This is a genomic window from Siccibacter turicensis LMG 23730, assembly GCF_000463155.2.
GTDB lineage: Bacteria > Pseudomonadota > Gammaproteobacteria > Enterobacterales > Enterobacteriaceae > Siccibacter > Siccibacter turicensis.
Genome location: NZ_AWFZ01000002.1, coordinates 61,194 through 86,803, shown reverse-complemented (window position 1 = coordinate 86,803; position 25,610 = coordinate 61,194). Strand labels below are relative to the sequence as shown.

Sequence of the window (25,610 nt, the reverse complement as noted above, 5' to 3'; positions counted from 1 at the left end):
GCAGCGCCAGCACCGGCGCTGCATCGGGTTGATTAGATCCCGTCGCCGTACTCGAAACCGTGATTGATGCCGTTGAAGTGCTGATCCATGTCCATTGACGGCTTATCGCTTTCCGGTTTGCCAACAATACGGGCCGGCACGCCTGCCGCGGTGGTGTGCGGCGGTACCGGCTGCAGCACCACTGAGCCTGCGCCTATTTTGGCGCCGCGCCCCACCTCGATGTTGCCGAGAATTTTTGCACCCGCACCAATCAACACGCCCTCGCGGATCTTCGGATGGCGATCGCCGGTGGTTTTACCGGTACCGCCGAGGGTGACCGACTGCAGAATGGAAACATCATCCTCAACCACCGCCGTTTCACCGATCACAATACCGGTGGCGTGATCGAGCAGGATCCCGCGGCCAATGGTTGCCGCCGGATGAATATCCACCTGGAATGAAACGGAGACCTGGTTTTGCAGGAAGATGGCCAGGGCCTGACGCCCTTCCGCCCACAGCCAGTGACCAATACGGTACGCCTGAAGCGCGTGAAACCCTTTCAGATAGAGCAGCGGCGTGGAGTATTTATCTACCGCCGGGTCGCGGGTGCGCACGGCCTGAATGTCACAGGCTGCCGAGGCAATCATCTCCGGGTCCGCCGCGTAGGCTTCTTCCACCACTTCACGAATAGCGATAGCCGGCATGATCGGTGAGGCAAGCTTGTTAGCCAGCATGTAGCTCAGGGCGCTACCCAGATTTTCGTGCTTGAGCAGCGTCGCATGATAAAAACTGGCCAGCATGGGTTCACAATCCGCCAGCGCTCGCGCTTCGGCTTTAATATTGTTCCAGACTATATCCAGTTCTTCACACGGCATTGCTTTCTCCAGAAAAAATCAGAGCGCCCGGTACGCTCAGGGTACCGGTACGCCAGGACAACGGGTTGCGACATGATACGCGTCGCCTGATGTAGCACGACGCCAGAGTGGCAGAGCGTTATTTTACGCTGCTCTCATCCTTACGCGTACGGCCAAGCAGCGTCAATGCTGCCTCGCGAGCATTTTTTCCGCAATACAATACCTGATAAATTTCCTCAGTTATTGGCATTTCGACGCCGTGACGTGCGGCCAACTCCCTGACTTCTTTGGTATTGCGATAGCCTTCGACAACCTGACCGATTTTTTCCTGGGCGCTTTCGACGTCCATGCCCTGCCCCAGCATCATGCCAAAGCGACGGTTACGCGACTGATTATCGGTGCAGGTAAGCACCAGATCCCCCAGCCCCGCCATCCCCATAAAGGTGGTCGGGTCAGCGCCCAGCGCCGTGCCAAGACGTGACATTTCTGCCAGCCCGCGGGTGATCAGCGCGGTACGCGCATTGGCGCCAAAGCCAATCCCGTCCGACATGCCAGCACCGATGGCGATAACGTTTTTCACCGCGCCGCCGAGCTGAACGCCAATAAAATCGGGGTTGCGGTATACGCGGAAGCTTTTCCCACAGTGCAGCAGGCGCTGAAGGTCTTCGGCAAAGGCTTCGTCGGTCGCCGCAAGCGAGATGGCGGTCGGCAGTCCCGCAGCCAGCTCTTTTGCGAAGGTCGGGCCGGAAATTACCGCCAGCGGGATCGCATCGCCCAGAATGTCGCGCGCGACGTCCTGCAACAGACGACCGGTATCCGCTTCCAGGCCTTTGGTGGCCCAGACGATACGCGCATCCGGACGCAGCAGCGGTTTAATCTCCTGCAGCACCTTGCCGAAAACATGGCTTGGCACCACCACGAGAATATCGCGGCTGGCGGCCAGCGCAGCGGCAAGGGAGCTTTCGAGATGCAGTGAATCCGGGAAGGGAACGTCCGGCAGAAAGGCGGCGTTACAGCGATCGGCCTTTAAGGTGGCGATATGGTCAGGGGAGTGACCCCAGAGCACGACCTGGTGACCGTTTCTTGCCAGCGTGATGGCAAGAGCGGTGCCGTACGAGCCGGCACCGATGACTGTCATTGAGGCATTAATGGTGGTGTTCATCAGGCATCCTGATGTTCTTGCGCACCTTCACCTGATTGCTGTTGCAGATAGTTCATGAACAGCGCATCGAAGTTAACCGGCGCGAGGTTCAACTGCGGGAAGGTACCGCGTGAAACCAGGTTAGTGATGCATTCACGGGCATACGGGAAGAGGATGTTCGGGCAGTATGCGCCCAGGCAGTGCGCCAGCTGGGTACCTTCGATACCGCCAACGGTAAAGATGCCCGCCTGCTGTACTTCGCACAGGAACGCGGTTTCGCCTTCAACGGTAGCCGTCACGGTCACGCGCAGCATGACTTCATAAACGTCTTCGGCCAGCTGGTTGGATGCGGTATCCAGATCCAGTTTTACTTCCGGCTGCCAGTCTTTCTGGAACACTTGCGGAGCGTTCGGCGCTTCGAAAGAGATATCCTTGGTGTAAACACGCTGAATCTGAAACGCCATCTCTGTGCTGTTTTGTTCTGACATAGGTAAACCCTTTATTTATATCCTTAAAAGTGCCTGACGGCCGGTTTTATCGCAGCAGTGGATCGAGCCCGCCACGCGCATCCAGCGCATGTAAGTCATCGCAACCGCCAATGTGCTGCGCATCAATGAAAATCTGCGGCACCGTCGTACGGCCACTACGTTTAATCATCTCTTCCCGTTTGGAAGCGTCGCCGTCGATGCGCAACTCTTCATAGGTAACCCCTTTGCTGTCCAGCAGCGCTTTCGCACGATGGCAATACGGGCAGGTGACTTTGGTGTAGATTTCAATATTGGCCATGACTGTACCTCTGTTATGTATTACTTGCCGCGAACCAGTGGCAGGTTTTCACCACTCCAGCCGGCCACGCCCTCTTTCAGTACGAATACGCGCTCAAAGCCCGCTTTGTGCAGCGCGGTGGCCGCGTCGTTGGCAGACATACCGCTCGCATCAACAACAATAATGGGGTTGGCTTTGTGCTTCTCAAGCTCGCCCAAGCTACCGTTTTTGATTTCGTTCGGCAGCAGGTTGATAGCGCTGGCGATATGGCCTTTGCGGAAGTCGTCACGCTGGCGGATATCCACCACAACGGCGTCTTCTTTGTTGATCAGGTGCGTCGCTTGACCGCGGGTGATGGTCTTCACCTTTGAGGTGAGGCCTTTAAACGTGGTGTAAATCACCGCCGCCAGTAACGCAATCCACGCGATACTAAGTATGGGGTGGCGGCCAACGAATTGCATAATTTCTTGCATGGGGGGTAATGACTCCCGACTAAGTGAAAAAACCAGGTGAGGAGTATACCTGCGCAGTGTGTTAATTACAGCCAAAGAGCAGCAGGTTATGCATTTTCTGCGGCGCGTTACGTAAAAATCTGCAGGCCACCGCGTACAGGCTCCGCCACCGGCTCGTTTCTTTGATCTCCTGCAGCTATCGGGCGCAAAGCGGTGTAGTAAAGTTACGCCAATTTCTCCCTTTAGCGCGCATGAGGTTATTGCAATGTCGGTTTCTAAAAAGCCAATGGTACTGGTGATCCTGGACGGTTACGGCTACCGCGAGGAGCAGCAGGATAACGCCATTTCCCAGGCGAAAACGCCAGTAATGGACCAGCTATGGGCCTCCCGTCCCCATACGCTGATTGACGCCTCCGGGCTGGAGGTCGGCCTGCCTGACCGCCAGATGGGCAATTCCGAGGTTGGGCACGTTAACCTCGGCGCGGGCCGCATCGTTTATCAGGATTTAACCCGCCTCGACGTTGAAATTAAGTCAGGTGATTTCTTTACCAATCCCGCATTGACCGGGGCGGTGGATAACGCCGTTGCCGCCGGTAAAGCCGTGCATATCATGGGTCTGCTCTCCGCAGGCGGCGTTCACAGCCATGAGGATCACATCATGGCGATGGTGGAGCTGGCCGCCAAGCGCGGGGCGGAAAAAATCTATCTGCACGCTTTCCTGGATGGTCGCGACACCCCGCCGCGCAGCGCTGAAGCGGCGCTCAAACGCTTTAGCGACAGGTTCGCTCAGCTCGGCAAAGGCCGTATCGCCTCGCTGATTGGCCGCTATTACGCCATGGACCGCGACAACCGCTGGGATCGCGTTGAGCTGGCCTACGATCTGCTTACGCAGGCACAGGGGGCGTTTACCGCCGATAACGCCATTGACGCCCTGCACGCGGCTTATGCCCGTGATGAAAACGACGAGTTCGTTAAGCCCACCGTACTGCGTGCCGCCGGCGAGGCCGATGCGGCCATGCAGGACGGCGACGTGCTGATTTTCATGAACTTCCGTGCCGACCGCGCGCGTCAGCTCACCCGCGCCTTTGTTAACCCTGACTTTGACGGCTTTGCGCGTAAAAAAGTGGTGAAGCTGGCCGAGTTCGTGATGCTGTCGGAGTATGCCGCAGACATCAACGCGGCCTGCGCCTACCCGCCTACTGCACTGGTCAATACCTTCGGGGAGTGGATGGCGAAGCGCAATAAAACGCAGCTGCGTATCTCAGAGACGGAAAAATATGCCCACGTCACCTTCTTCTTTAACGGCGGCGTAGAAGCCTCCTTCCCTGGCGAAGACCGCATTCTGATTCAGTCTCCTGACGTGGCCACCTACGATCTGCAACCGGAAATGAGCTCTGCCGAGCTGACCGAAAAACTGGTCGCGGCCATCAAAGGCGGCCAGTACGACGCCATCATCTGTAACTACCCGAACGGCGACATGGTAGGTCATACCGGCGTGCTGGACGCCGCGGTAAAAGCAGTCGAAGCGCTGGACGCCTGTGTCGCTCAGGTGGTTGACGCCGTAGAGTCAGTTGGCGGCCAGCTGCTTATTACCGCCGATCACGGTAATGCCGAGCAGATGCGCGATCCGGCGACCGGCCAGGCACATACCGCCCACACCAACCTGCCGGTCCCGCTGATTTACGTTGGACCGAAAGCGGTGAAACCGGTTGAAGGCGGTAAGCTGTCCGATATCGCGCCGACCCTGCTTGCCCTGATGGGCGAGGAAATCCCGCAAGAGATGACTGGTCAGGCGCTGTTCATCGTGGAATAATCCCTCTTATGAGGGGAAAGGCGATTTTATCAATAACATGGGCCACGAAAGCGAACCGTTTTTCAGTCAGGCCCCTGCTCTACGCCAGCGCGCTCAGCGCTGGCGTATTGCTGTGCGCCGTTCCCGCCCACGCTGACGATCGCGATCAGCTGAAATCTATCCAGCAGGACATTGCGGAAAAAGAGCGTGCCGTCCGCCAGCAGCAACAGCAGCGCAGTAAACTGCAGGAGCAGCTTAAAAGTCAGGATCAGGCCATCGCCGCGGCAAGCCGTCAGCTGCGGGAAACCGAGGCGACGCTCACGCAGATTAACGCGCAGGTTGCGGAGCTGAACGCTTCGCTGGCGAAGCTCGAAAAGCAGAAAGCCGCGCAGGAACGTAATCTGGCCGCCCAGCTTGATGCCGCGTTTCGTCAGGGCCAGCATACCGGTTTACAGCTAATCCTCAGCGGCGAAGAGAGCCAGCGCGGTCAGCGTCTGCAGGCGTACTTTGGCTACCTTAACCAGGCGCGTCAGGAAACCATCGCTCAGCTCAAACAGACGCGCGAAGAGGTGGACGTTCAGAAACGCGAGCTGGAAGGAAAGCAGACCCAGCAGCAAACGCTACTGTATGAACAGAAGGCGCAGCAGGCGAAGCTTGAGCAAGCGCGCGCCGAGCGTAAGAAAACCCTCACCAGTCTTGAATCCTCCATTCAACAGGGTCAGCAGCAGCTGAGCGAACTGCGTGCCAACGAATCCCGTCTGCGGGATCGCATTGCCCGCGCAGAAGCCGCGGCGAAAGCTCGCGCCCAGCGGGAAGCCGCGGAAGCGGAAAAAGTGCGTAACCGTCAGCAGGAAGCGACGCGTAAAGGCACCACCTATAAACCGACTGAAAGCGAACGCTCACTTATGTCACGTACCGGCGGGCTTGGCTCGCCGCGCGGCCAGGCTTACTGGCCGGTACGCGGAACATTGCTGCATCGCTATGGCGAACAGCTGCAGGGTGAGCTACGGTGGAAGGGGATTGTAATCGGTGCCTCAGAAGGCACAGAAGTGAAAGCCATTGCTGATGGACGCGTTATCCTCGCCGACTGGCTACAGGGTTACGGGCTGGTGGTCGTGGTGGAACACGGTAAAGGGGATATGAGCCTCTACGGTTACAACCAGAGTGCGCTGGTTAATGTCGGCACGCAGGTTCGCGCAGGTCAGCCGATCGCGCTTGTCGGCAGCAGCGGTGGTCAGGGTCGACCATCACTCTATTTCGAAATTCGTCGTCAGGGACAGGCCGTTAATCCGCAACCATGGCTGGGAAGATAAGTTTTGCTTCAGTTTCGTCACCTTTTTGTCGCGGTAGTCAGTACGCTTCTGCTGGTTCCCCCGGTGTTGGCAGGTAAGCTCGCCATTGTGATTGATGACTTCGGTTATCGTCCGCAGACCGAAAATCAGATCCTCGCCCTTCCCTCCGCCGTTTCCGTTGCTGTTCTGCCGAATGCGCCACACGCGCATGAGATGGCGACCAAAGCGCATCAGAGCGGACATGAAGTCTTGATTCACCTGCCGATGGCGCCGCTCAGCAAGCAGCCGCTGGAGAAGGACACGCTGCGCCCGGATATGAGCAGCGATGAAATCGAGCGCATCATCCGCGAGGCGGTAAACCGCGTCCCCGGCGCCGTGGGGCTGAATAACCACATGGGTAGCGCCATGACCTCCAGCCTGTTCGGGATGCAAAAGGTGATGCAGGCCCTGAGCCGTTACAACCTCTATTTCCTGGACAGCATGACCATCGGCAACAGCCAGTCGATGCGCGCGGCAGCAGGTAACGGCGTGAAGGTCATCAAGCGTAAGGTCTTTCTCGACGACACCCAGAAGGAAGCCGATATTCGCGTCCAGTTTAACCGTGCGGTCGCGCTGGCGCGGCGCAACGGATCGGCCATCGCCATTGGTCACCCGCACCCCACAACGGTACGGGTTCTGCAGCAGATGGTGTACAGCTTGCCGGATGATATTACGCTGGTAAGGCCGAGCAGCCTGTTGAACGAGCCGCAGGTCGACACCTCCACCCCGGCAACGCCACCGCCGCCGCGGTCTGAAAAGCCTGCCGCCCCGCGTAACCCGTTCAAAGGTGTGCAGCTTTGTAAACCGAAACAGCCGCTGGAACCGGTGTACGTCGGACGTTACTTTGCCGTACTGGGTGAAAGTATCAGCCAAAGTGCGCTGGTGAAATATATCGAGCACCAGTGGAAAGGGTGGGGAAATACGCAGCGTTAAGACCCGCACATCAGAATGCAAAAACGGCCCCAAGGGGCCGTTTTTTATTTTTAGCGTACGCGGATCGGGCGCCGCGCCGTGCGTCGGGCAAACGCGCTTTTATCACGCCAGCGATACAAACGGTATGACCACAGCATCGCCTGATAGGCCAGCTTCGGGGTGCGCACGTTTTTAATCAGGCGCTTATACATACCGGATGAGAAAATATCCGCGATAATAATCTGTTTTATGTCGTTATCTTTTTCTTTGCGTACCGAGTGGCACACGCGTAATGCTTCACGCGTTACCTGCTCGCGAAATTCCGGGTAGACAGGAATTTTATTCGCGTAATCATTATTGAGCTTATCCAGCAGGCGCGTAATTTTAATATAGTGCCGCTGATACTGGGCATGCTGCGTACCCTGGCGCTTAACCCGACTAACGGACTGATTATGGAGAAAATATTTATAATACGCTTCCTGCGTATAGCGGGCGCGACGGGCATTAAACATAAACTCTGTCGTCCAGAGAATATCCTGATGATGCAGGCCCGGCACGAAGGTTAATTTGATATCCCGAATCAGGCTCAGGCGGTATACGCCCATCCACACCACGTGCGTCCAGCGGCGCGTTGCCAGCGCTTTGCGCAGCCAGTCTGGCCCGGTCATTACACCGGTTGAGGTCAGACGGTCGGTGGGGATAGAGAGCCACGTATGGCCGGAGCTGCGATCGCTCCAGTCCGCGTTACATTGAGCCACGTCCAGATCATCCCTGAGCGCCATCCCCATCAGGGTTTCATACATGCGTGGATAGAGAAGATCGTCAGCATCAACAAACGCGACATAGTCGCCGGTCGCCGCCTCAACACCGCGATTTCGGGCAACCGAGGCCCCGGCGTTAGACTGATGAATAACACGGATATGTGAATGCGCATCGGCGTAAGCCTGTGCAATGCTGGCGGAATTGTCCGTCGAACCGTCATTCACAATGATGATTTCCAGCGCCGTCCAGGTTTGCGCCAACAGCGAATCCATACAGGCCGCGAAATGCTCGCCGGCGTTGTACAGCGGGATGATGACACTGAGTTTCGGGCTATCATTCATAAAGTTTTATTTCCGGGGTAACCAGTTTTCTGACGTTATGTTTTATCTGCTTTTCCTTAGAGAATAATTAAGCGCAACCAGTTTTTGGCGCAGGCGTTATTCCTCGTCGTCTCATCGATAACAATAAGATAACGATCCCTAATTATTTTTAGTCCATGATTAAGCGATACATACTTTCCACGATAACCGCCGAACGCATCCAGCTCTATAAGAGTAATGCGCAATTACGAATTATTTATGACATTGACAGGAATTTACCCGAATAAGTGAGAATTTAAGATAATTCTTTCAGGTGATATTCAGATAAAACCTGGCGTAAAGCATGGGGGAGGGAAAATATAGCAGCCGTTAATAAAATAAGGGCCGACGTGCGGCCCCTGTTTTTTTAATCCCAGTTAAGGATGACCTTACCTGACTGACCCGAGCGCATCGCATCGAATCCTTTCTGGAACTCATCGATGGAAAAGTGATGCGTAATCAACGGTGTTAAGTCCAGACCGGACTGAATCAGCGCTGCCATTTTGTACCAGGTTTCGAACATCTCACGGCCATAGATGCCTTTGATGAACAGCCCTTTGAAGATCACCTTGTTCCAGTCGATAGCCATGTCAGACGGGGGGATCCCCAGTAGCGCAATGCGGCCACCGTGGTTCATGGTATCAAGCATGGCACGAAACGCTGGCGGCGCACCGGACATCTCCAGACCCACGTCAAAGCCCTCGGTCATGCCCAGTTCGTCCATGACGTCGTGCAGGTTTTCACTGGCCACGTTCACCGCGCGGGTGACGCCCATTTTGCGAGCCAGATCGAGGCGGTATTCGTTCACATCGGTAATCACCACGTTACGTGCACCAACGTGTTTCGCCACCGCCGCGGCCATGATGCCGATTGGGCCAGCGCCCGCCACCAGCACATCTTCGCCAACCAGATCGAAGGAGAGCGCCGTGTGCACCGCGTTGCCGAACGGATCGAAAATAGCGGCCAAATCATCGGAGATGTTATCCGGGATCTTAAAGGCGTTGAACGCCGGGATCACCAGATACTCGGCAAAGCTGCCAGGACGGTTAACCCCGACGCCCACGGTGTTGCGGCACAGATGGGTACGCCCGCCGCGACAGTTACGGCAGTGGCCGCAGGTGATATGTCCTTCGCCGGACACGCGATCGCCGATAGAAAACCCTTTTACTTCCTGACCGATACCAACCACTTCCCCTACGTACTCGTGGCCCACTACCATCGGTACCGGGATCGTCTTCTGCGACCACTCATCCCAGTTGTAGATGTGCACGTCGGTCCCGCAGATGGCAGACTTGCGGATTTTAATCAGCAGATCGTTGTGGCCCATCTCTGGTTTTGGCGCATCGGTCATCCAGATGCCTTCTTCCGCTTTCAGTTTCGCTAATGCTTTCATTCCACGCCCTCAGGCAATCACATGTAACTGTTTACCAATGCGGATAAACGCATCGACCGCACGTTCAATCTGCTCAGGGGTGTGCGCCGCAGACATCTGCGTGCGAATACGCGCCTGGCCTTTTGGCACCACCGGATAGAAGAATCCGGTGACGTAGATACCCTCTTTTTGCAGCTCGCGGGCAAACTGCTGCGCCACGCTCGCGTCGCCGAGCATCACCGGGATGATGGCGTGATCGGCTCCGGCCAGGGTGAACCCTGCCGCTGACATTTTTTCGCGGAACAGACGGGCGTTGTTCCACAGCCGGTTACGCAGCTCTGCGCCGGACTCGAGCATCTCCAGCACCTGGATTGAGGCAGACACGATGGCTGGCGCCAGCGAGTTGGAGAACAGGTACGGACGTGAGCGCTGACGCAGCCACTCCACTACCTCTTTACGTGCGGCGGTGTAGCCGCCCGACGCACCGCCCAGCGCTTTGCCGAGTGTACCGGTGATGATATCGACGCGCCCCATGACCTCGCAGTATTCGTGGGTGCCGCGTCCGTTTTCACCGACAAAGCCGACCGCGTGGGAGTCATCCACCATGACCAGCGCATCATACCGATCCGCCAGGTCGCACACGCCCTTCAGGTTGGCGATCACGCCGTCCATGGAGAACACGCCGTCGGTGGCAATCATGACATGCCGCGCGCCCGCTTCACGCGCCTCTTTCAGACGTGCTTCCAGCTCCTGCATATCGTTATTGGCATAGCGGTAACGCTTCGCCTTACACAGGCGCACCCCATCAATGATGGAGGCGTGGTTCAGCGCGTCAGAAATAATGGCATCTTCAGGCCCGAGCAGCGTCTCAAACAGGCCGCCGTTCGCATCGAAGCAGGAAGAGTAGAGAATCGCATCCTCCATACCGAGAAACGCGGCCAGCTTTTGTTCGAGCTGTTTGTGGCTGTCCTGCGTCCCACAGATGAAGCGCACCGACGCCATGCCAAAACCGTGCGTATCCATGCCCGCTTTTGCCGCCGCAATCAGCGCCGGATGGTTGGCAAGCCCCAGATAGTTATTGGCGCAAAAGTTAATGACGTGGCTTCCATCAGCCACAGTGATATCAGCCTGCTGCGCCGATGTGATAATGCGCTCTTCTTTAAACAACCCTTCCGCCCTTGCGGTATCAAGGTCGGCAGACAACTGTTGGTAAAAATCCCCTCGCATTGCGATTCTCCAGACTGGCAAAGTTCGGCACGTATTATTACCTAAAGGTACAACGTGATACGAGATGACGATTTACCGATTCTTCGTTTTGCAGCATAAATCACGTGACAAAGTAACCTGTATGACATTGAGAAGGTCAACAAAACAGGGAAATGGTATGATAAGAAACAGTAGTGCCTGAGATCGTCTCAGGTCGTCATGTATTAAAGGTTACGCTTATGATCATTGTTACCGGCGGCGCCGGCTTCATCGGCAGCAACATTGTTAAGTCTCTGAACGATATGGGTATCACCGACATCCTGGTGGTCGACAACCTGAAAGACGGGACCAAATTCGTCAACCTGGTGGATTTGAACATTGCTGATTACATGGATAAGGAAGACTTCCTGATTCAGGTGATGGCGGGTGAAGAGTTCGGCGACATCGAAGCGGTATTCCATGAAGGCGCCTGCTCGTCCACCACGGAGTGGGATGGCAAGTACATGATGGATAACAACTATCAGTACTCTAAAGAAGTGCTGCACTACTGCATGGAGCGTGAGATCCCGTTCCTGTACGCCTCTTCCGCCGCCACTTACGGCGGGCGTACCAGCAACTTTATCGAATCCCGCGAGTATGAGCAGCCGCTTAACGTTTACGGCTACTCCAAGTTCCTGTTTGACGAGTACGTGCGCCAGATCCTGCCGGAAGCCACCTCACAGATCGTCGGTTTCCGCTACTTCAACGTCTACGGGCCACGTGAAGGTCACAAAGGCAGCATGGCGAGCGTCGCGTTCCATCTCAACACCCAGCTGAACAACGGCGAAAGCCCGAAACTGTTCGAAGGCAGCGATGGCTTCAAGCGTGACTTCATCTACGTTGGCGATGTGGCCGCGGTGAACCTGTGGTTCTGGCAGAACGGCGTATCCGGCATCTTCAACTGCGGTACCGGCCGTGCCGAATCCTTCCAGGCCGTTGCCGATGCAGCGCTGGCGTTCCATAAAAAAGGCAGCCTCGAGTACATTCCGTTCCCGGAAAAACTGAAAGGCCGCTACCAGGCGTTTACTCAGGCCGATCTGACCAACCTGCGCGCCGCGGGCTACGACAAGCCGTTCAAAACCGTCGCCGAAGGCGTGACGGAGTACATGGCCTGGCTCAACCGTGACGCGTAAGCACAGCGTATGAAAATTCTGGTGATTGGCCCGTCGTGGGTGGGCGACATGATGATGTCGCAGAGTCTGTACCGGACCCTTAAGGCGCGCTTCCCTGACGCGGTCATTGATGTGATGGCACCCGCGTGGTGCCGTCCGCTGCTCTCCCGCATGCCGGAAGTGAACGAGGCCATCGCCATGCCGCTGGGCCATGGCGCGCTGGAAATCGGCGAGCGTCGCCGGCTCGGCCGCAGCCTGCGTCATCGCGGCTACGATCGCGCCTACGTGCTGCCCGGTTCGTTCAAATCCGCGTTAATCCCCTTCTTCGCCGGCATTCCGCTGCGCACCGGCTGGCGCGGCGAGATGCGTTATATTCTGCTCAACGACGCGCGCCCGCTTGATAAACAGGCCTGGCCGCTTATGGTCGAACGCTACGTCGCACTGGCGTGGGATAAAGGCGTAATGCAGAACGCCAGCGATCTGCCTCAGCCGCTGCTGTGGCCGAAGCTGCAGGTCAGCGCAGAAGAGTGCGTGCAGATGCGTAAGACCTTTGGCCTCTCTGATGAACGCCAGCTGATTGGTTTTTGCCCCGGTGCTGAATTTGGCCCGGCAAAACGCTGGCCGCACTATCACTACGCCACGCTGGCCGCTGAACTCATTGATGAGGGTTATCAGATTGCGCTGTTCGGTTCAGCGAAAGATCACGATGCCGGCAATGAAATCCTTGCGTCCCTGACCACGGAACAGCAGGCATGGTGCCGCAATCTGGCGGGGGAAACCGAGCTGGAGCAGGCCGTGGTGCTTATCGCAGCCTGTAATGCTATGGTGACAAATGATTCTGGCCTGATGCATGTCGCCGCCGCGCTGGATCGCCCGCTGGTTGCCCTCTACGGACCAAGCAGTCCGGACTTCACGCCGCCGTTGTCCCATAAGGCGCGCGTTATCCGGCTGATTTCGGGATATCACAAAGTGCGTAAGGGCGATGCGGCGGAGGGTTATCATCAGAGCCTGATCGATATCACCCCGCAACGCGTACTGGAAACCCTGAACCCACTGCTGCTTGAGCAGGAAGGGTAAGCGATGCGGGTACTTATCGTAAAAACCTCGTCCATGGGGGATGTACTCCATACGCTGCCCGCGCTTACCGATGCGGCGCGGGCACTGCCCGGTATTCGTTTTGACTGGGTGGTTGAAGAGGGTTTCGCGCAGATCCCCTCCTGGCATCCGGCCGTCGAGCGCGTCATTCCCGTGGCGATACGCCGCTGGCGTAAAGCGTGGTTTTCCGCACCGATAAAGGCCGAGCGCCGCGCGTTCCGCGCCTCGCTGCGTGAAGTGACATACGATGCGGTGATTGATGCCCAGGGGCTGGTGAAGAGCGCTGCGCTGGTGACGCGCCTGGCAGCGGGTGTGAAGCACGGTATGGACTGGCAGAGCGCACGCGAGCCGCTGGCCAGCCTGTTCTATAATCGTCGGCACGCCATTCCCAAAGCACAGCACGCCGTCGAACGCACCCGTGAGCTGTTTGCCAAAAGCCTTGGCTACGCCCGGCCTGACGCTCAGGGCGATTACGCTATCGCTCAACATTTCCTGAACCGTGCCGATGACAGTGCGGCGCCTTACGCCGTGTTTCTGCATGCCACGACCCGGGATGACAAACACTGGCCGGAAACGCACTGGCGTGAGCTCATCAGCCTGCTCGCCGACAGCGGCCTGCGCATAAAATTGCCGTGGGGCGCCCCCCATGAAGAAGCGCGTGCAAAGCGACTGGCAGAGGGCTTTGAGTATGTCGATGTGCTGCCGCGCATGAACCTGGATCAGGTTGCCCGCGTACTGGCAGGCGCAAAATTCGTGGTGTCGGTTGATACCGGTTTAAGCCATCTTACGGCGGCGCTGGATCGACCCAACATTACACTTTATGGCCCAACGGACCCGGGGCTGATTGGTGGTTACGGAAAAAACCAGATCGCATGTTGTTCACCGTCAAAACTATTGGTGGATCTCTCCGCCAGCACTGTTTTAGAAGCTCTGAATAGCAATAATTTTAGTTAAGTGACGGAAGGTCGTCTGGAGATAAAATGGTTTTAACTCAATGGAGCCAGCACAGGGAGCAGAACTGGCAATCGCTATGGAACCGGGGACTCGTCAGCCTCTATATCATTTTATACTTTTTAGAAGGCGTTACCCGTTATAAGCATATTGTCGCAGCATTGCTTTATATCACGGCGATCACCTATATCGTTAAATACCGCAGCCACATTCTGACGCTATTCAAAAATAACCTGACGGCGGCGCTGCTCACTTTCCTTGCCGCGATAATTTACTCAATTTTTATCTCGATTGATCCGCTTTACAGCCTTGATAAAGCCGCCAATGCCGTCTTCGAAAAGCTGGTGGTGATTGCGTTAATTATTCCGGTAGTCTTACATAATGAGTCCAGAGACGACGTTGCGAAGACGTTCATCTATGCGCTTATTGCTGCGATTATTCCACTGGCGATAGCGGATCTATGGCAATACATCGAAGAGTACCAGCGCGGCATCCCGCCTTTTAGCCAGTTCAGCCATAAATATAAGTCCGATGCGCTTATTTTTATGACACCGGCATTGCTCTATCTCTGGACGCTAAAGCGCTGCCGTACGATGCTGATCTTTCTCGCGCTGGGGCTGATCGCCGGGCTAATGATTATAGGTACCCTGCAGCGCGGTACCTGGCTGGCAATTGGCGTAACGTCAGTCATATGGGCAATCGTGCGGCGGGAATGGAAATTACCTGCCCTGGCGCTTGCTGCGCTGGCGCTCTTTTTTACCATATCGCACCACTACGATCCCGGTCATTTTGCGAAGCTGTTCCATAAAATGCAGCAAACCTCCAGCAGTGGTCGCTATGGCAATGGTACGCAAGGTTCTGCGGTCGACTTGATTATGGAAAACCCGATCAAAGGCTACGGCTTCGGGGACGATATCTTTTATCGCGTTTATAACGAACGGATTAAGGATTATCCACAGTGGATATTCAAAAAAGCCATTGGCCCGCATAACCTGACGCTGGCCACCTGGTATGCAGCAGGCGTTATCGGCCTGGCGGCCCTGTGGTATCTGTTACTCTCTCTTGGGCGCGAGGCGGTTCGCGGTTACCGGCGTTCTGAAGGTATTACTCGCAACGCATGGCTGACGCTGGGATTAATTCTGGTCGGAAATATGGTGGTGCGCGGCGCGTTCGAAACGGTGAATATTTCGAATCTGGGAATGTTGTTGGGGATTGCCCTCGCCCTGCGCGCTAAAGAGAACCAGAGCTGATATTACCGCGGTTGCGCATCCTGCCTGCGCAACCGCGTGTTTATTATGATGACGCGAAGCCCGGCAACTGGTCCGGAGTAATATGCGGAATGATACGGTAATCCACGGCAGTATCATCGGACAGGTTAAAGACGTTCATATCCTTCACCACCTCGCGTGCGAACGCAAAGAACGGCAGAATTTTCCCCAGATCTTTACTCAACTCCGACGGCATCGGGTTATTTTTCTCATCATAAAACCGGGTACACGACCCGGTAAGATCCAGCCCTGAGAAAACAATGCGCTCAAAGTTAAGCGAATAGGCAATCTGCAATGCGGTAAAGGCGATGGTATGGCACGAGCAGTAGCCTTCGCTAATGCGCGTGCTGAATCCGACCAGCCGCTTGCGCTTAGAAAGCGGCACGCGCACATGAATATGCGGGTTACGCTGCGCAATCCAGTTCAGGCTCAGCTTTTTAAAGAACCCGCCTTTTTCACGCTTATAGAGCGGACGGATAATATGGCAGTGCTGCTCCAGATAACGCTTATCCTCTTCAGAGGCATCTTCATACACATCACGATTTACAATCGTGAAGCGGCTGCGTTGAGAAAACGCGTAGAAGTCATCACGCCGCTGCTGTAAAAAGCGCGAATCGGTCAGTACGTAAATAAAAGGCGAAACCCCATTATCCAGTAGATAGCGCGCCGAACCGTTAACGGTAATAACATCGTTCGCCTTCAGCACCGACAGTGGCGTGTTGAGCGATGTCGGGCCGGACAGGAAGATGATGGTATCGCGCGACGTCTTGCCGTTCACCAGCGTAGCGATATCCGCATCCGTTATATAAAGAGTATTCTCTGCCATATTACATCGTTATCCCGGTTAGCGATTATTTGCTCAGCTTAAGTCGCTGTTTGATACGCTTAATCTTAAGGCGCACGCGCTTTTTATACACGACCGAATAGTAACCGAGGTCTTTGAGTTCATTCTCAATACCCAGATGACGCTCCATATCAATACGGTCTTTCGCTTTACGATTCGCGGTAGGCGTTTTTCCGGAGAGATCGATGATGCGGATCCCATCAGCAGAGAGAATAAAGTTACCCTTATGCGGATCGCCGGAGATCATATTGTGCTGGTGCAACAGCTGCATTTTTTCCGCAATCTCGGCGCGCACGTCGTCGTCGATTTCACTTAAATCAGCCAGTTCAACCCCATCGACATACTCGATAATCATGACGAACAGGCTGGCGTAATTGAAGATTTTCCGCTCGGCCAGCAGGTAAAAATCATTGGGGAAGCGTAACCCTTCGTTGATAACGCGGTCGGTCTGCTTCAACAAGGTGTAGTAGTAATCGCCTTTAACGAAGGATTTGGCCACTCGCTCAAATTTTTTATCCTTCGGTGCAAACACCTTCAGCACAAATTTCCCACGTGGAGTGTCGATCAACACAACTTTGGTGTCTTCAATGCTCCTGAAGACCTTCACCACGTCGAGGCGGTAGTGTAAAAAGTCCTCGAAGAGGCTGGTGAAGAAGGTATCGTTATCTTTTACGTAGACGACGAAGTCGTTAATTTTTGTTTTAGTAATCATGTAAAGCCCTGCAGCTGATGGATATCCCGGTCTATTTCACTTTGTGCATAAAATAAGTGAGGTAGCCGACCACCCCAGCGAGATATTTTTTCTGTTTAAAGTAGTGTTTTGCGGCATAACGCCACTGATTGGCATTACCCGGGCTAAGCAATGCCGCATCCCGCCAGGGAGAATGCTGCCGGGCGTTTAAAAAGGCGCGTGAAACGGGATAGGTTGCCCAGACGTGCCAGGGTTTGGTTGGCCCAATGTAGTGGATAAAGACGGTGGCATCGTTAACCGGGTTAACCGCCTGCGCTTTTAGTTCGTAGTTAATGCTGAACTGCGTATTGAATTTTTTATCCACGAAGCGGGTTTTGCCCACCAGCAACATGTTCAACACATCCTGATCGAGATGGGTAATTTTACTCACCACCGCCGGGTCACGTAACATGTTGATAGCGTTGACGGAAATGCCTTCTTTTGCCCACAGGGGAATATTAATCAGCAGAAAACCCGCGTTGAAATATCCCTTTTCAAGTCCTGGGGTGTCAAGGCTCACGGCGCGTTTCTGCCACCAGGCGCTCTCCCCTTCCACGACCACCGCCGCGATTTCATTTTCACTGAACTGCAGATCCGCCAGCTCCTGGATACTCCCCTGGCAGGCGATATCCGCATCCAGATAAAGCACTTTATCGGCCTTGCCGGCGAAGTGGTCGGCGATGATAAAGCGGAAGTAGGTGGCATAGGTCCAGTTTTTCGTGCTGGGCAGCGATTTAAGCTTTTCACAGTCAATCAGGCTGACCACGATACGGGTCGAATACTGTTTTGCCAGTGCGTCAAAGCGGGCGCGATCGTCCTCGCTGAAAAAATCGGTGAAAACGTGAAACTCAAGCGCCAGAGAGGGGTTGGTCAACAAAATGGAGGCAATAGAAATGCCGCAGCCGTACAGGAAGTTTTTGTCGATGCCATACGCGACGATAAAGGGGGCTGCACCGGTCTCCCCGGCGTGATTGAAATCCAGCACCGAGTTGATCACGTCGCTGTCATTGAAATATTGCTGGCTCATTGAATAGTCGTCTCTGTCGCGTGACGCAAAATCGCTTTCACGTTTTCAAAATAGGCATCGATATAAAAACGATGAATGGAGTGTTGAATGGTTGCGGGATCGACTGCAGGCGGCTGACATGTGAAACCGCTCAGGGCCGCGGTAAACGCGGACACGTCGCCCGGCGGATAGAGCTGACCATTTACGCCATTGACGATCATATCCCCCGGCCCGGACATGCAGTCACTGCTGATGCAGAAGATACCGTATGACATCGCTTCCAGCAGCGTCATCGGGAATCCCTCAAACGATGACGTCAGCAGCAGCGCCGACACGCGCTTAATGTCACGCTGAACCAGCGTCCAGGGCTCCGCCTGCCAGCCGTGCCAGGTGATCCGATCGGCAATACCTTTCTCACTGGCATACCGACGACATTTTTCAAAATCGGAGCCGTCACCGATGGCGTGTAGCGTCCAGGGCCCTTCCAGCGCCGCCAGGCCATCCAGCAGATCTTTGATGCGCTTCTGGCCCTCAAACTTCATGCGCCCGACGTAGAGGAATGTCGGTGCTTCACCGGCCGCCGGAGCGGGAATGACGGTATTTTTCGGTGCCACGGGATTAAAAATAACGTTGATGCGCGCCTCAGGCACGCCGCGGGCGATCATCTGCTGTTTAATACCGCTGCTTATCGCCAGATGGTAATCCGCATACGTCACGCACTCCGCGTGTTTTTTATGGTCGAGCGAAAAATGCGGCCAGGAGAAAAGTGGGAAATGGAGTCCGCTTTTCTGCCTTGCGCGGTTGGCCAGCAGGCAGGAGATGACATCGATGCAGATCACCACGTCCGGCTTCTCTTCCCGTAGCCAGCGCGCCAGCGTGCGAACATGCCTGGCCCGGCGCAGGAAGCTTATCTTATGGTTCGAGAAGGCGTAGTCAGCGTCGATACCTTCCAGCCAGCCTTTATCCATCCGGTCGTCGCGACAAAAAAAGAACATCTTGCTGTTAACCGTCGGCGTATCGGCGCGAAACGCATGAATCACATCTCTGATGACCGTTTCCATGCCGCCGAAGCCGGAAACTGCCTCGCCGACAAAGGCGATTTTCTTCATCTTCTTTATTCTCGCATTACAGTTTGCGGCGCTGGGTGCGTTCGCGGATACGCTCCGCCTTCGCTTCCGCTTTGGCGAAGAAGGCCGCTTCCTGCGCCAGAATGGTACGCAGCGGCTGCTGGAAATAGACCGTCAGGAAACGGTAGATGTCGCGCTGGGTCAGACCAATATTTAGCGAAGAGAAATAGAGCCCAATCAGGTCTTTATCGCGCCAGCGCTGGGGTACGCGCTGCCGTATTTGCGCCCGATGCAGATCGATTACCGACAGTTTCAGGGAGGACTCATCGCCTTCAAACGGCAGATGCAGCAGAAAATGGCAGATATAGCAGTCGCGGTGATTAACGCCGCCCCGATGCATCTCACGCACCATCGTCGCCACGCGGCGGATAATCATGCGCTTAATCCGTGGTGCTGGCGGCGTTGTCGCCCAGTCAGCGCAGTAATCCTCAAGGCTGATGGTCGGCGTTAAATCCTCTGTGATGATGAACGAGGTGCGCCGAATGGGATTCCAGCCCTTCTGGCCAAATCCCACGCCGGTCATGGTATCCACACCCAGGGCTTTCAGGCGGTGAATGGCGTTCCACTCGCGGTCTGCGCCCAGCACCGGCATACGTAACGAGAGCAGGTTTTTTACGACCTCTTTCATTGTGGTGCCGTAGTGCAGCTTCAGAAAATAGCCTTTCCCGTCGATTTCAAAACGCAGCGTGCGTCGGGTCTCCAGCGCACGAAACACCTCGCCGTGCAGCTTTTCCACTTCCGCAAAGGCGTCTTTACCGCGCCAGCGCGTGGCGAGTGGCTCTTTCAGTTCAACCATGGATGCCACCTAAAATAATATCGGCTGCCTTTTCCGGCAGGCTATAGAGATCTTCGTGGTCGGCGTACGACCGTGCCAGCGTCGCCCATTCGGTGAGACGCGACGGCGTACAGGACGCCAGGGCAGCGTTCAGCGTCTGCTGATTAAACGGCTCAGGCACCACAACCCCACCGCCCGAGCGCGTGATATGAGGGGCATAGCCGCAGACGGCGGTGGTAATGACCGGCAGGCCGGCGGTCAAAGCCTCGAGCAGCACGATGCCTGCCGCTTCCTGATATGCCGGATGCATCAGTACGTCAGCGGCGGCCATCAGCTCCGCGACGTCATTGCGCCCTTTGAAAAAATGAACCTGCGCGCCAATGCCACGTTTCGCGGCCTGTGCGGCAAAGCGGCCTGGTTTATCCTGCCCGACTACCAGCAGCACGGCCTTAGCCCGCTGCTCGACAGGGAGTGCTGCCACGGCATCGATAGTGCGATCCACGCCCTTGCGGCTAAAGTCTGACCCGACCTGCAGAATAAAGAAGGCATCCTGCGCGATAGCGTTTTTCTCGCGGTAGATCCGCCGGCTATCGGGGATCTGCTGGTCGTACTTACGATCGGGGTAGATCCCCGGCGGTAAAATGTGAAAACGCTCTGACTCAGTATGATAATGCTTCTGAAAATCAGCGATTTGTCGGTCAGTCAGCATCAGCAGCTGCGTCTTTGCCCCCTTTTCAAAGGTGGCGCGCTCGAATGCGGCGAAATGCTTATACCGCGAGGTCAGGCGATAAAAAAAGCCCTTCTCCTGCGCCACTTTTTCGGCGTAACAGACATCGGCAGCGTAATACACATCGAGGCCCGGCATCTTATTGAAGCCCACCACCCGCGAAACCGGATGTTTCTTCAGATGCGCCTGCACCTGAGCATAATATTCAGCATTACGTCCGTGATTGGTCCGCGACTTGACCGGCAGAAGTATCAGTTCGAACTCAGACGGGCATTCGCCTTCCCAGGACTGGGCGTAGACGCGAACCTGATGGCCTCGCGACGCGACCGTACGGGCAACGCGTATAAAATCGCGCTGCAATCCGCCGAAAGGAAAGTATTTAAACAGGCAGAACGCAACGATCATGATGCGTCACTCCGGGCTGCGCTAATCGGTGCGTACGCATCAGGCAGCAACCGTTCTGTCGCAGCGATGACGTCAGCGGCGGGGATAACCGAGAGATACTTTTTATTTCTGTCGAGTTCCGAGCGTTTGGGCATCGCCTGATAGTTTCCGGCCCAAAACTGAATGGCGTTATCGCTCCAGGGGCGCCAGAACACGTGATCGGTGGCACCGAATAAGCAGACGATGGGGGTTTTCACCGCGGCTGCAATATGCATAGGTGCCGAGTCGACGCCGATAAACAGCGCGGCGTGATCGATAAGCGCAGCAAGCTCCGGGAACGTGGTTTTTCCGGCGAGCGCCACGACGGGCGCAACCTGACACTGTCGGGCAATGTTATCTACGCAGGCCAGATCGTCAGCACCCGGCCCGGACGTCATCACCACCTCATACCCGCGGGCGTGCAGGGCATCAATCACCTGTGCAAACTTGTCGTCGTCCCAGCATTTAAACAGCTGGCGTGCCGTCGGTTGAATCACCACATAGTGTTCCCCGACACCGAGCGCATCCAGCCGCGCGCGCAGGCTTTCCCAGTGGGCGGGCCGATAGCTCATGGTGGTTTCGGTAACAGGGTTGTCGATGCCTAAGGGACGCAGCACGGAAAGGTTGCGCTCGACGACGTGCTCGCCGGTATAAGGCGCCAGATGGGTAAAGCTCTTTTTCCAGAAGGCTGACTGACGCTGGGCGAAATCCTGGGAAATTTTGACCTCGGCCTGTAACCCGCGCACCAGCAGGGCAACGATCCACTGATCGGTCAGGTTCACCACCAGGTCATAGTGGTTGGCGCGCAGCGTCCTGAGCAGGTGCACAAAGTTAGCGATTTTCTCGCCTGCGCCCGCCCCCCGATTCTTAATCCCGTACAGGGCATTAATCTCCGGGTTTTCGGAGAGGATCGGCATGGTGTCCTGGTACAACAACACGTCTACGCTGGCATCCGGATAGTGCTGCCTGAGCGTGCTGATGACCGGCGTAGTTAGCAGCATATCGCCATGAAAGCGCATTTTGATGACGAGAATTCGTTTAAATTGCTTCTTCACAATCAGCTCTTGGTTGTTAGTACCCGCTCGGCGGCAACAGGCGAAACGCGGGCACTCTGACGACCCGCAGCAACGCTAATAGTGTCAATGATTGTACCATTACCTGGCCTATAATCCGAATTCAATGCGCCAGACGAGACGTTCGAAAAGCCCAACCAATCATACGTTTAGGCGGCGTTGATTTTTAGCGGCTCAGGCACCTGGCCCCGGTAGAATTAGCGTTTATGTTGAAACTCTAAAAATATCCTATAAAAATCAATAGATAACGTTTAAATACAATAAGTTACATGTTGTTCATGCTTATGCTCTGTGACAGCACGGCAAAAGTAATGGTAAAGCCCTGGTTAAATACATAGAATCCTTTCACATTCATAACCAGTTCCTATGCCCATGCTGCAATCGCTTTACACCGCACTGCTCTATCTCATTCAGCCTGTTATCTGGATACGGCTCTGGGTGCGTGGTCGTAAAGCACCGGCCTACCGTAAACGCTGGGGCGAACGCTACGGTTATTATCCGTCGTCGCTGAAGCTGAAAGCAGGCGGCATCATGCTGCATTCCGTGTCCGTAGGTGAAACCCTCGCCGCGATCCCGCTGGTTCGCGCGCTGCGTCATCGTTACCCCTCGCTGCCTATTACCGTGACCACCATGACGCCAACCGGCTCCGAGCGCGTCATGTCCGCCTTTGGCAGCGACGTGCAGCATGTCTATTTACCTTACGACCTGCCTGACGCGCTGGCGCGTTTCCTGGATAAGATCGACCCTAAACTGGTGTTGATCATGGAAACCGAACTGTGGCCAAACCTGGTCGCGGCCCTGCACCAGCGCCGTATCCCTCTGGTTATCGCTAACGCACGCCTCTCCGCACGCTCCGCCGCCGGCTATGCCAAATTAGGCAAATTCGTCCGCACCCTGCTGCGCCGTATTACGCTTATTGCCGCGCAGAACGAAGAGGACGGCGAGCGTTTTATCGCTCTTGGCGCGCAGCGTTCGCAGCTTACCGTTACCGGTAGCCTGAAGTTTGATATCTCGGTTACGCCGCAGCTGGCATCGAAAGCGTTAACGCTGCGCCGTCAGTGGGCGCCGCACCGTCCGGTCTGGATCGCCACCAGCACGCACGAGGGCGAAGAGAGCATTGTAGTTGCCGCGCATCAGGCGTTGCTGAAAGAGTTTCCCGACCTGCTGTTAATTCTGGTCCCGCGCCATCCGGAACGTTTCCCGGACGCCGTTAACCTGGTACGTGAGGCTGGCCTGAGCTATATCACGCGTTCTTCTGGTGAGGTGCCCTCTACCAGTACGCAGGTGGTGATAGGCGACACCATGGGCGAACTGATGCTGCTGTACGGCATTGCAGATCTGGCCTTCGTCGGTGGTTCGCTGGTTGAGCGCGGGGGTCACAACCCGCTTGAACCCGCAGCGCACGCTATCCCGGTGCTGATGGGCCCGCACACGTTCAATTTCAAAGACATCTGTGCACGCCTTGATGAGGCCAATGGTCTGATTACCGTTACTGATGAGTCGTCCCTGGTCACGGCGGTTGCCTCGTTGCTCAATGACGAAGACTACCGCAACTACTATGGTCATCATGCTGTCGAAGTGCTGTACCAGAATCAGGGCGCGCTGCAGCGTCTGCTGCAACTGCTTGAACCCTACCTTCCGCCGAAGACGCACTGAGGCCCACTATGCACAGACGCGCAATTTATCCGGGAACCTTTGATCCGGTAACAAATGGTCATCTTGATATCATCACCCGCGCGGCGACGATGTTCGATACCGTGATCATGGCCATTGCCGCCAGCCCCAGCAAAAAACCGTTGTTTAGCCTGGAGGAACGCGTTGCGCTGGCGAAGACCGCAACCGCGCACCTGCCTCAGGTCGAAGTGGTGGGCTTCAGCGATTTGATGGCCAATTTTGCCCGGGCGCAGAAGGCCACCATCCTGATTCGTGGCCTGCGTGCAGTGGCAGATTTTGAATATGAGATGCAGCTGGCCCAGATGAATCGTCACCTGATGCCGGAACTGGAAAGCGTCTTTATGATGCCCACGACCGAGTGGTCGTTTATCTCGTCAAGCCTGGTGAAAGAAGTGGCGCGCCACCAGGGCGATGTCGCGCATTTCCTGCCTGAGCACGTGTGTCAGGCCCTGCTGGAAAAACTCCGCTAATCAGTGCTGGCAGCGGCGGCAGTAGTAGGTGCTGCGCTGCCCGTGCTTGCTGGCCACGATAGGTGTGGCACATACCCGACACGGCTCGCCTTCCCGCCCGTAGACCTGTAGCTCCTGCGCAAAATAGCCCGGCTTACCATCGCTTTGCAGAAAGTCTCGTAGCGTCGTTCCACCCTGCTCGATAGAGCGGATCAGCACGGCTTTAATTGCCTGTACCAGCAGTTCACACTCGGCGCTCGACAGCGACGAGGCCAGCCTGTCCGGGTGGATACCCGCGGCAAACAGCGACTCGCTGGCGTAGATGTTACCCACGCCTACCACCAGTTTGTTGTCCATCAGCCAGGGTTTAATGGCGATTTTCTTCCTGGCGCTCTTTTGCTGAAGGTAGCTGGCGTTAAACGCTTCGCTCAGCGGCTCTGGCCCCAGATGCGCCAGCACATTGTGCCCTTCAAGCTCACGCGTCCACAGCCACGCTCCAAAACGGCGCGGATCGGTATAGCGCAGCACTTTGCCATTACTCATCACCAGATCCACATGGTCGTGCTTCTGGGGCGGCATTTCTTCAGAGAGCACGCGCAGGCTTCCCGACATGCCCAGATGAATGATAATCCAGCCGTCCGGCAGCTCTAACAGCAGGTATTTGGCGCGGCGCTGTACGCTAAGCACCGGCTTATCGCTCAGGGCGTGGATTTCATCAGAGACCGGCCAGCGTAGACGCCCGTTACGCACGACGGCGTGTAGGATTGTCTCGCCAACCAGATGCGGCTCGATACCGCGGCGGCTGGTTTCCACCTCGGGTAATTCAGGCATGGAATCTCCTGCTTAAAGAGTGAAACGGTACAGGGATGATATGGGGACAGGCAGAAAACAAAAAACCCCGCATAAGCGGGGTTTTTGTACAAGGAAACTAAAATTATTTGATTTTAGCTTCTTTGTATAAAACGTGCTGACGGACAACTGGATCGAACTTTTTCAGTTCCAGTTTTTCCGGCTTAGTACGTTTGTTCTTCGTGGTGGTATAGAAGTGACCAGTACCAGCAGAAGAAACCAGCTTGATTTTCTCGCGAATACCTTTAGCCATGATTTATTTCCTCTAAGTACTTAGTACTTTTCGCCACGGGCACGCAGTTCAGACAGAACCACATCAATGCCTTTCTTATCAATAACACGCATACCTTTAGCAGATACACGAAGAGTAACAAAACGCTTTTCGCTCTCAACCCAGAAACGGTGAGAGTGCAGGTTCGGCAGGAAACGGCGTTTAGTCGCGTTCAGTGCGTGGGAACGGTTATTACCGGTCACCGGACGCTTGCCAGTAACTTGGCAGACTCGGGACATGTCTATTCTCCAAAAATCAAATTAGCTCGAGCT

The 25,610-nt window shown here is 55.6% G+C and carries 27 protein-coding genes; 9 read left to right on the top strand and 18 right to left on the bottom strand.

Going from position 1 to position 25,610, the window contains the following annotated elements:
- Positions 1-32: 32 nt before the first annotated feature.
- The 5 genes from cysE to DW58_RS00515 all read right to left on the bottom strand — a co-directional run bounded on the left by cysE (position 33) and on the right by DW58_RS00515 (position 3,212).
- Positions 33-854 carry a serine O-acetyltransferase gene (gene cysE, locus DW58_RS00535; protein WP_024547475.1) on the bottom strand — a complete coding sequence of 274 codons (822 nt, stop codon included), beginning with the start codon at positions 852-854 and terminating at the stop codon, positions 33-35.
- 118 nt (positions 855-972) lie between these two features.
- Positions 973-1,995 carry an NAD(P)H-dependent glycerol-3-phosphate dehydrogenase gene (gpsA, locus tag DW58_RS00530; protein ID WP_024547474.1) on the bottom strand — a complete coding sequence of 341 codons (1,023 nt, stop codon included), beginning with the start codon at positions 1,993-1,995 and terminating at the stop codon, positions 973-975.
- The gene (secB, locus tag DW58_RS00525; protein ID WP_024547473.1) at positions 1,995-2,462 is read right to left on the bottom strand and encodes a protein-export chaperone SecB; all 468 of its coding nucleotides are present in this window, start codon (positions 2,460-2,462) and stop codon (positions 1,995-1,997) included. The genes gpsA and secB overlap by 1 nt, the downstream gene beginning before the upstream one ends.
- A gap of 46 nt (positions 2,463-2,508) precedes the next feature.
- Positions 2,509-2,760, bottom strand: coding sequence for a glutaredoxin 3 (gene grxC, locus DW58_RS00520; RefSeq protein WP_024547472.1), 252 nt, complete (start codon positions 2,758-2,760; stop codon positions 2,509-2,511).
- Between the two features lie 20 nt (positions 2,761-2,780).
- On the bottom strand, positions 2,781-3,212 hold the full coding sequence (locus DW58_RS00515; protein ID WP_024547471.1) for a rhodanese-like domain-containing protein: 432 nt from the start codon (positions 3,210-3,212) through the stop codon (positions 2,781-2,783).
- Between the two features lie 244 nt (positions 3,213-3,456).
- Here DW58_RS00515 and gpmM point away from each other — a divergent pair, with 244 nt between their 5' ends.
- From gpmM to DW58_RS00500, 3 genes are read left to right on the top strand one after another with little or no spacing between them, the layout of a single operon-like run.
- Entirely contained in the window at positions 3,457-5,004 is a 1,548-nt protein-coding gene (gene gpmM / locus DW58_RS00510; protein WP_024547470.1) for a 2,3-bisphosphoglycerate-independent phosphoglycerate mutase, read from the top strand.
- A 32-nt stretch (positions 5,005-5,036) separates the two neighbouring features.
- Complete coding sequence (gene envC / locus DW58_RS00505; RefSeq protein ID WP_024547469.1) at positions 5,037-6,296, top strand: murein hydrolase activator EnvC; 1,260 nt, start codon at positions 5,037-5,039, stop codon at positions 6,294-6,296.
- A 3-nt stretch (positions 6,297-6,299) separates the two neighbouring features.
- The gene (locus DW58_RS00500; RefSeq protein ID WP_024547468.1) at positions 6,300-7,247 is read left to right on the top strand and encodes a divergent polysaccharide deacetylase family protein; all 948 of its coding nucleotides are present in this window, start codon (positions 6,300-6,302) and stop codon (positions 7,245-7,247) included.
- Between the two features lie 50 nt (positions 7,248-7,297).
- Here the strand turns inward: DW58_RS00500 and DW58_RS00495 are convergent, their stop codons facing one another.
- From DW58_RS00495 to kbl, 3 genes are all read right to left on the bottom strand, one after another.
- The gene (locus DW58_RS00495) at positions 7,298-8,329 is read right to left on the bottom strand and encodes a glycosyltransferase (RefSeq protein ID WP_024547467.1); all 1,032 of its coding nucleotides are present in this window, start codon (positions 8,327-8,329) and stop codon (positions 7,298-7,300) included.
- 385 nt (positions 8,330-8,714) lie between these two features.
- A complete protein-coding gene (tdh, locus tag DW58_RS00490; protein ID WP_024547466.1) occupies positions 8,715-9,740 on the bottom strand; it encodes an L-threonine 3-dehydrogenase in 1,026 nt (341 codons plus the stop codon).
- 9 nt (positions 9,741-9,749) lie between these two features.
- Positions 9,750-10,946 (bottom strand): glycine C-acetyltransferase, encoded by a 1,197-nt coding sequence (gene kbl / locus DW58_RS00485; RefSeq protein WP_024547465.1) that lies wholly within the window; start codon positions 10,944-10,946, stop codon positions 9,750-9,752.
- A gap of 218 nt (positions 10,947-11,164) precedes the next feature.
- On the opposite strand from kbl, the gene rfaD reads away from it, so the two are divergent.
- The 4 genes from rfaD to rfaL are packed head-to-tail and all read left to right on the top strand — an operon-like array spanning position 11,165 to position 15,372.
- Positions 11,165-12,097: an ADP-glyceromanno-heptose 6-epimerase gene (gene rfaD / locus DW58_RS00480; RefSeq protein ID WP_024547464.1), complete on the top strand. Its 933-nt coding sequence runs from the start codon at positions 11,165-11,167 to the stop codon at positions 12,095-12,097.
- A gap of 9 nt (positions 12,098-12,106) precedes the next feature.
- On the top strand, positions 12,107-13,153 hold the full coding sequence (gene rfaF, locus DW58_RS00475; protein ID WP_024547463.1) for an ADP-heptose--LPS heptosyltransferase RfaF: 1,047 nt from the start codon (positions 12,107-12,109) through the stop codon (positions 13,151-13,153).
- A 3-nt stretch (positions 13,154-13,156) separates the two neighbouring features.
- A complete protein-coding gene (gene rfaC / locus DW58_RS00470; protein WP_024547462.1) occupies positions 13,157-14,125 on the top strand; it encodes a lipopolysaccharide heptosyltransferase RfaC in 969 nt (322 codons plus the stop codon).
- Between the two features lie 26 nt (positions 14,126-14,151).
- Positions 14,152-15,372, top strand: coding sequence for an O-antigen ligase RfaL (rfaL, locus tag DW58_RS00465; protein WP_024547461.1), 1,221 nt, complete (start codon positions 14,152-14,154; stop codon positions 15,370-15,372).
- Between the two features lie 43 nt (positions 15,373-15,415).
- Here the strand turns inward: rfaL and waaZ are convergent, their stop codons facing one another.
- From waaZ to rfaQ, 7 genes are read right to left on the bottom strand one after another with little or no spacing between them, the layout of a single operon-like run.
- Positions 15,416-16,216, bottom strand: a complete 801-nt coding sequence (waaZ, locus tag DW58_RS00460) for a 3-deoxy-D-manno-oct-2-ulosonate III transferase WaaZ (protein WP_024547460.1) — start codon at positions 16,214-16,216, stop codon at positions 15,416-15,418.
- Between the two features lie 25 nt (positions 16,217-16,241).
- Positions 16,242-16,946, bottom strand: a complete 705-nt coding sequence (rfaY, locus tag DW58_RS00455; RefSeq protein ID WP_024547459.1) for a lipopolysaccharide core heptose(II) kinase RfaY — start codon at positions 16,944-16,946, stop codon at positions 16,242-16,244.
- 31 nt (positions 16,947-16,977) lie between these two features.
- The gene (gene waaO / locus DW58_RS00450) at positions 16,978-17,991 is read right to left on the bottom strand and encodes a lipopolysaccharide 3-alpha-galactosyltransferase (protein WP_024547458.1); all 1,014 of its coding nucleotides are present in this window, start codon (positions 17,989-17,991) and stop codon (positions 16,978-16,980) included.
- A complete protein-coding gene (gene waaB / locus DW58_RS00445; protein WP_029696328.1) occupies positions 17,988-19,079 on the bottom strand; it encodes a lipopolysaccharide 1,6-galactosyltransferase in 1,092 nt (363 codons plus the stop codon). The genes waaO and waaB overlap by 4 nt, the downstream gene beginning before the upstream one ends.
- 16 nt (positions 19,080-19,095) lie before the next feature.
- Positions 19,096-19,893, bottom strand: a complete 798-nt coding sequence (gene rfaP / locus DW58_RS00440) for a lipopolysaccharide core heptose(I) kinase RfaP (RefSeq protein WP_024547456.1) — start codon at positions 19,891-19,893, stop codon at positions 19,096-19,098.
- Positions 19,886-21,004: a glycosyltransferase family 4 protein gene (locus DW58_RS00435; RefSeq protein ID WP_024547455.1), complete on the bottom strand. Its 1,119-nt coding sequence runs from the start codon at positions 21,002-21,004 to the stop codon at positions 19,886-19,888. Before DW58_RS00435 ends, rfaP begins: the two co-directional genes overlap by 8 nt.
- On the bottom strand, positions 21,001-22,077 hold the full coding sequence (rfaQ, locus tag DW58_RS00430; RefSeq protein WP_024562366.1) for a lipopolysaccharide core heptosyltransferase RfaQ: 1,077 nt from the start codon (positions 22,075-22,077) through the stop codon (positions 21,001-21,003). The genes DW58_RS00435 and rfaQ overlap by 4 nt, the downstream gene beginning before the upstream one ends.
- Positions 22,078-22,467: 390 nt before the next feature.
- Here rfaQ and waaA point away from each other — a divergent pair, with 390 nt between their 5' ends.
- Both waaA and coaD read left to right on the top strand, forming a co-directional pair.
- On the top strand, positions 22,468-23,751 hold the full coding sequence (waaA, locus tag DW58_RS00425; RefSeq protein ID WP_029592158.1) for a lipid IV(A) 3-deoxy-D-manno-octulosonic acid transferase: 1,284 nt from the start codon (positions 22,468-22,470) through the stop codon (positions 23,749-23,751).
- An 8-nt stretch (positions 23,752-23,759) separates the two neighbouring features.
- Positions 23,760-24,239, top strand: coding sequence for a pantetheine-phosphate adenylyltransferase (gene coaD, locus DW58_RS00420; RefSeq protein WP_024549461.1), 480 nt, complete (start codon positions 23,760-23,762; stop codon positions 24,237-24,239).
- Here the strand turns inward: coaD and mutM are convergent, their stop codons facing one another.
- The 3 genes from mutM to rpmB all read right to left on the bottom strand — a co-directional run bounded on the left by mutM (position 24,240) and on the right by rpmB (position 25,577).
- Positions 24,240-25,049 (bottom strand): bifunctional DNA-formamidopyrimidine glycosylase/DNA-(apurinic or apyrimidinic site) lyase, encoded by an 810-nt coding sequence (mutM, locus tag DW58_RS00415; RefSeq protein WP_024549460.1) that lies wholly within the window; start codon positions 25,047-25,049, stop codon positions 24,240-24,242.
- Positions 25,050-25,152: 103 nt separating this feature from the next.
- Positions 25,153-25,320 (bottom strand): 50S ribosomal protein L33, encoded by a 168-nt coding sequence (gene rpmG / locus DW58_RS00410; protein WP_003024094.1) that lies wholly within the window; start codon positions 25,318-25,320, stop codon positions 25,153-25,155.
- A gap of 20 nt (positions 25,321-25,340) precedes the next feature.
- The gene (rpmB, locus tag DW58_RS00405; protein WP_004388471.1) at positions 25,341-25,577 is read right to left on the bottom strand and encodes a 50S ribosomal protein L28; all 237 of its coding nucleotides are present in this window, start codon (positions 25,575-25,577) and stop codon (positions 25,341-25,343) included.
- Positions 25,578-25,610 lie beyond the last annotated feature (33 nt).

Excerpts from the sequence above, each read along its gene's own strand:
- cysE (WP_024547475.1), bottom strand. The coding sequence starts at position 854 with ATGCCGTGTGAAGAACTGGATATAGTCTGGAACAATATTAAAGCCGAA.
- gpsA (WP_024547474.1), bottom strand. The coding sequence starts at position 1,995 with ATGAACACCACCATTAATGCCTCAATGACAGTCATCGGTGCCGGCTCG.
- secB (WP_024547473.1), bottom strand. The coding sequence starts at position 2,462 with ATGTCAGAACAAAACAGCACAGAGATGGCGTTTCAGATTCAGCGTGTT.
- grxC (WP_024547472.1), bottom strand. The coding sequence starts at position 2,760 with ATGGCCAATATTGAAATCTACACCAAAGTCACCTGCCCGTATTGCCAT.
- DW58_RS00515 (WP_024547471.1), bottom strand. The coding sequence starts at position 3,212 with ATGCAAGAAATTATGCAATTCGTTGGCCGCCACCCCATACTTAGTATC.
- gpmM (WP_024547470.1), top strand. The coding sequence starts at position 3,457 with ATGTCGGTTTCTAAAAAGCCAATGGTACTGGTGATCCTGGACGGTTAC.
- DW58_RS00495 (WP_024547467.1), bottom strand. The coding sequence starts at position 8,329 with ATGAATGATAGCCCGAAACTCAGTGTCATCATCCCGCTGTACAACGCC.
- tdh (WP_024547466.1), bottom strand. The coding sequence starts at position 9,740 with ATGAAAGCATTAGCGAAACTGAAAGCGGAAGAAGGCATCTGGATGACC.
- kbl (WP_024547465.1), bottom strand. The coding sequence starts at position 10,946 with ATGCGAGGGGATTTTTACCAACAGTTGTCTGCCGACCTTGATACCGCA.
- rfaD (WP_024547464.1), top strand. The coding sequence starts at position 11,165 with ATGATCATTGTTACCGGCGGCGCCGGCTTCATCGGCAGCAACATTGTT.
- rfaF (WP_024547463.1), top strand. The coding sequence starts at position 12,107 with ATGAAAATTCTGGTGATTGGCCCGTCGTGGGTGGGCGACATGATGATG.
- rfaC (WP_024547462.1), top strand. The coding sequence starts at position 13,157 with ATGCGGGTACTTATCGTAAAAACCTCGTCCATGGGGGATGTACTCCAT.
- rfaL (WP_024547461.1), top strand. The coding sequence starts at position 14,152 with ATGGTTTTAACTCAATGGAGCCAGCACAGGGAGCAGAACTGGCAATCG.
- waaZ (WP_024547460.1), bottom strand. The coding sequence starts at position 16,216 with ATGGCAGAGAATACTCTTTATATAACGGATGCGGATATCGCTACGCTG.
- rfaY (WP_024547459.1), bottom strand. The coding sequence starts at position 16,946 with ATGATTACTAAAACAAAAATTAACGACTTCGTCGTCTACGTAAAAGAT.
- waaO (WP_024547458.1), bottom strand. The coding sequence starts at position 17,991 with ATGAGCCAGCAATATTTCAATGACAGCGACGTGATCAACTCGGTGCTG.
- waaB (WP_029696328.1), bottom strand. The coding sequence starts at position 19,079 with ATGAAGAAAATCGCCTTTGTCGGCGAGGCAGTTTCCGGCTTCGGCGGC.
- rfaP (WP_024547456.1), bottom strand. The coding sequence starts at position 19,893 with ATGGTTGAACTGAAAGAGCCACTCGCCACGCGCTGGCGCGGTAAAGAC.
- DW58_RS00435 (WP_024547455.1), bottom strand. The coding sequence starts at position 21,004 with ATGATCGTTGCGTTCTGCCTGTTTAAATACTTTCCTTTCGGCGGATTG.
- waaA (WP_029592158.1), top strand. The coding sequence starts at position 22,468 with ATGCTGCAATCGCTTTACACCGCACTGCTCTATCTCATTCAGCCTGTT.
- coaD (WP_024549461.1), top strand. The coding sequence starts at position 23,760 with ATGCACAGACGCGCAATTTATCCGGGAACCTTTGATCCGGTAACAAAT.
- mutM (WP_024549460.1), bottom strand. The coding sequence starts at position 25,049 with ATGCCTGAATTACCCGAGGTGGAAACCAGCCGCCGCGGTATCGAGCCG.
- rpmG (WP_003024094.1), bottom strand. The coding sequence starts at position 25,320 with ATGGCTAAAGGTATTCGCGAGAAAATCAAGCTGGTTTCTTCTGCTGGT.
- rpmB (WP_004388471.1), bottom strand. The coding sequence starts at position 25,577 with ATGTCCCGAGTCTGCCAAGTTACTGGCAAGCGTCCGGTGACCGGTAAT.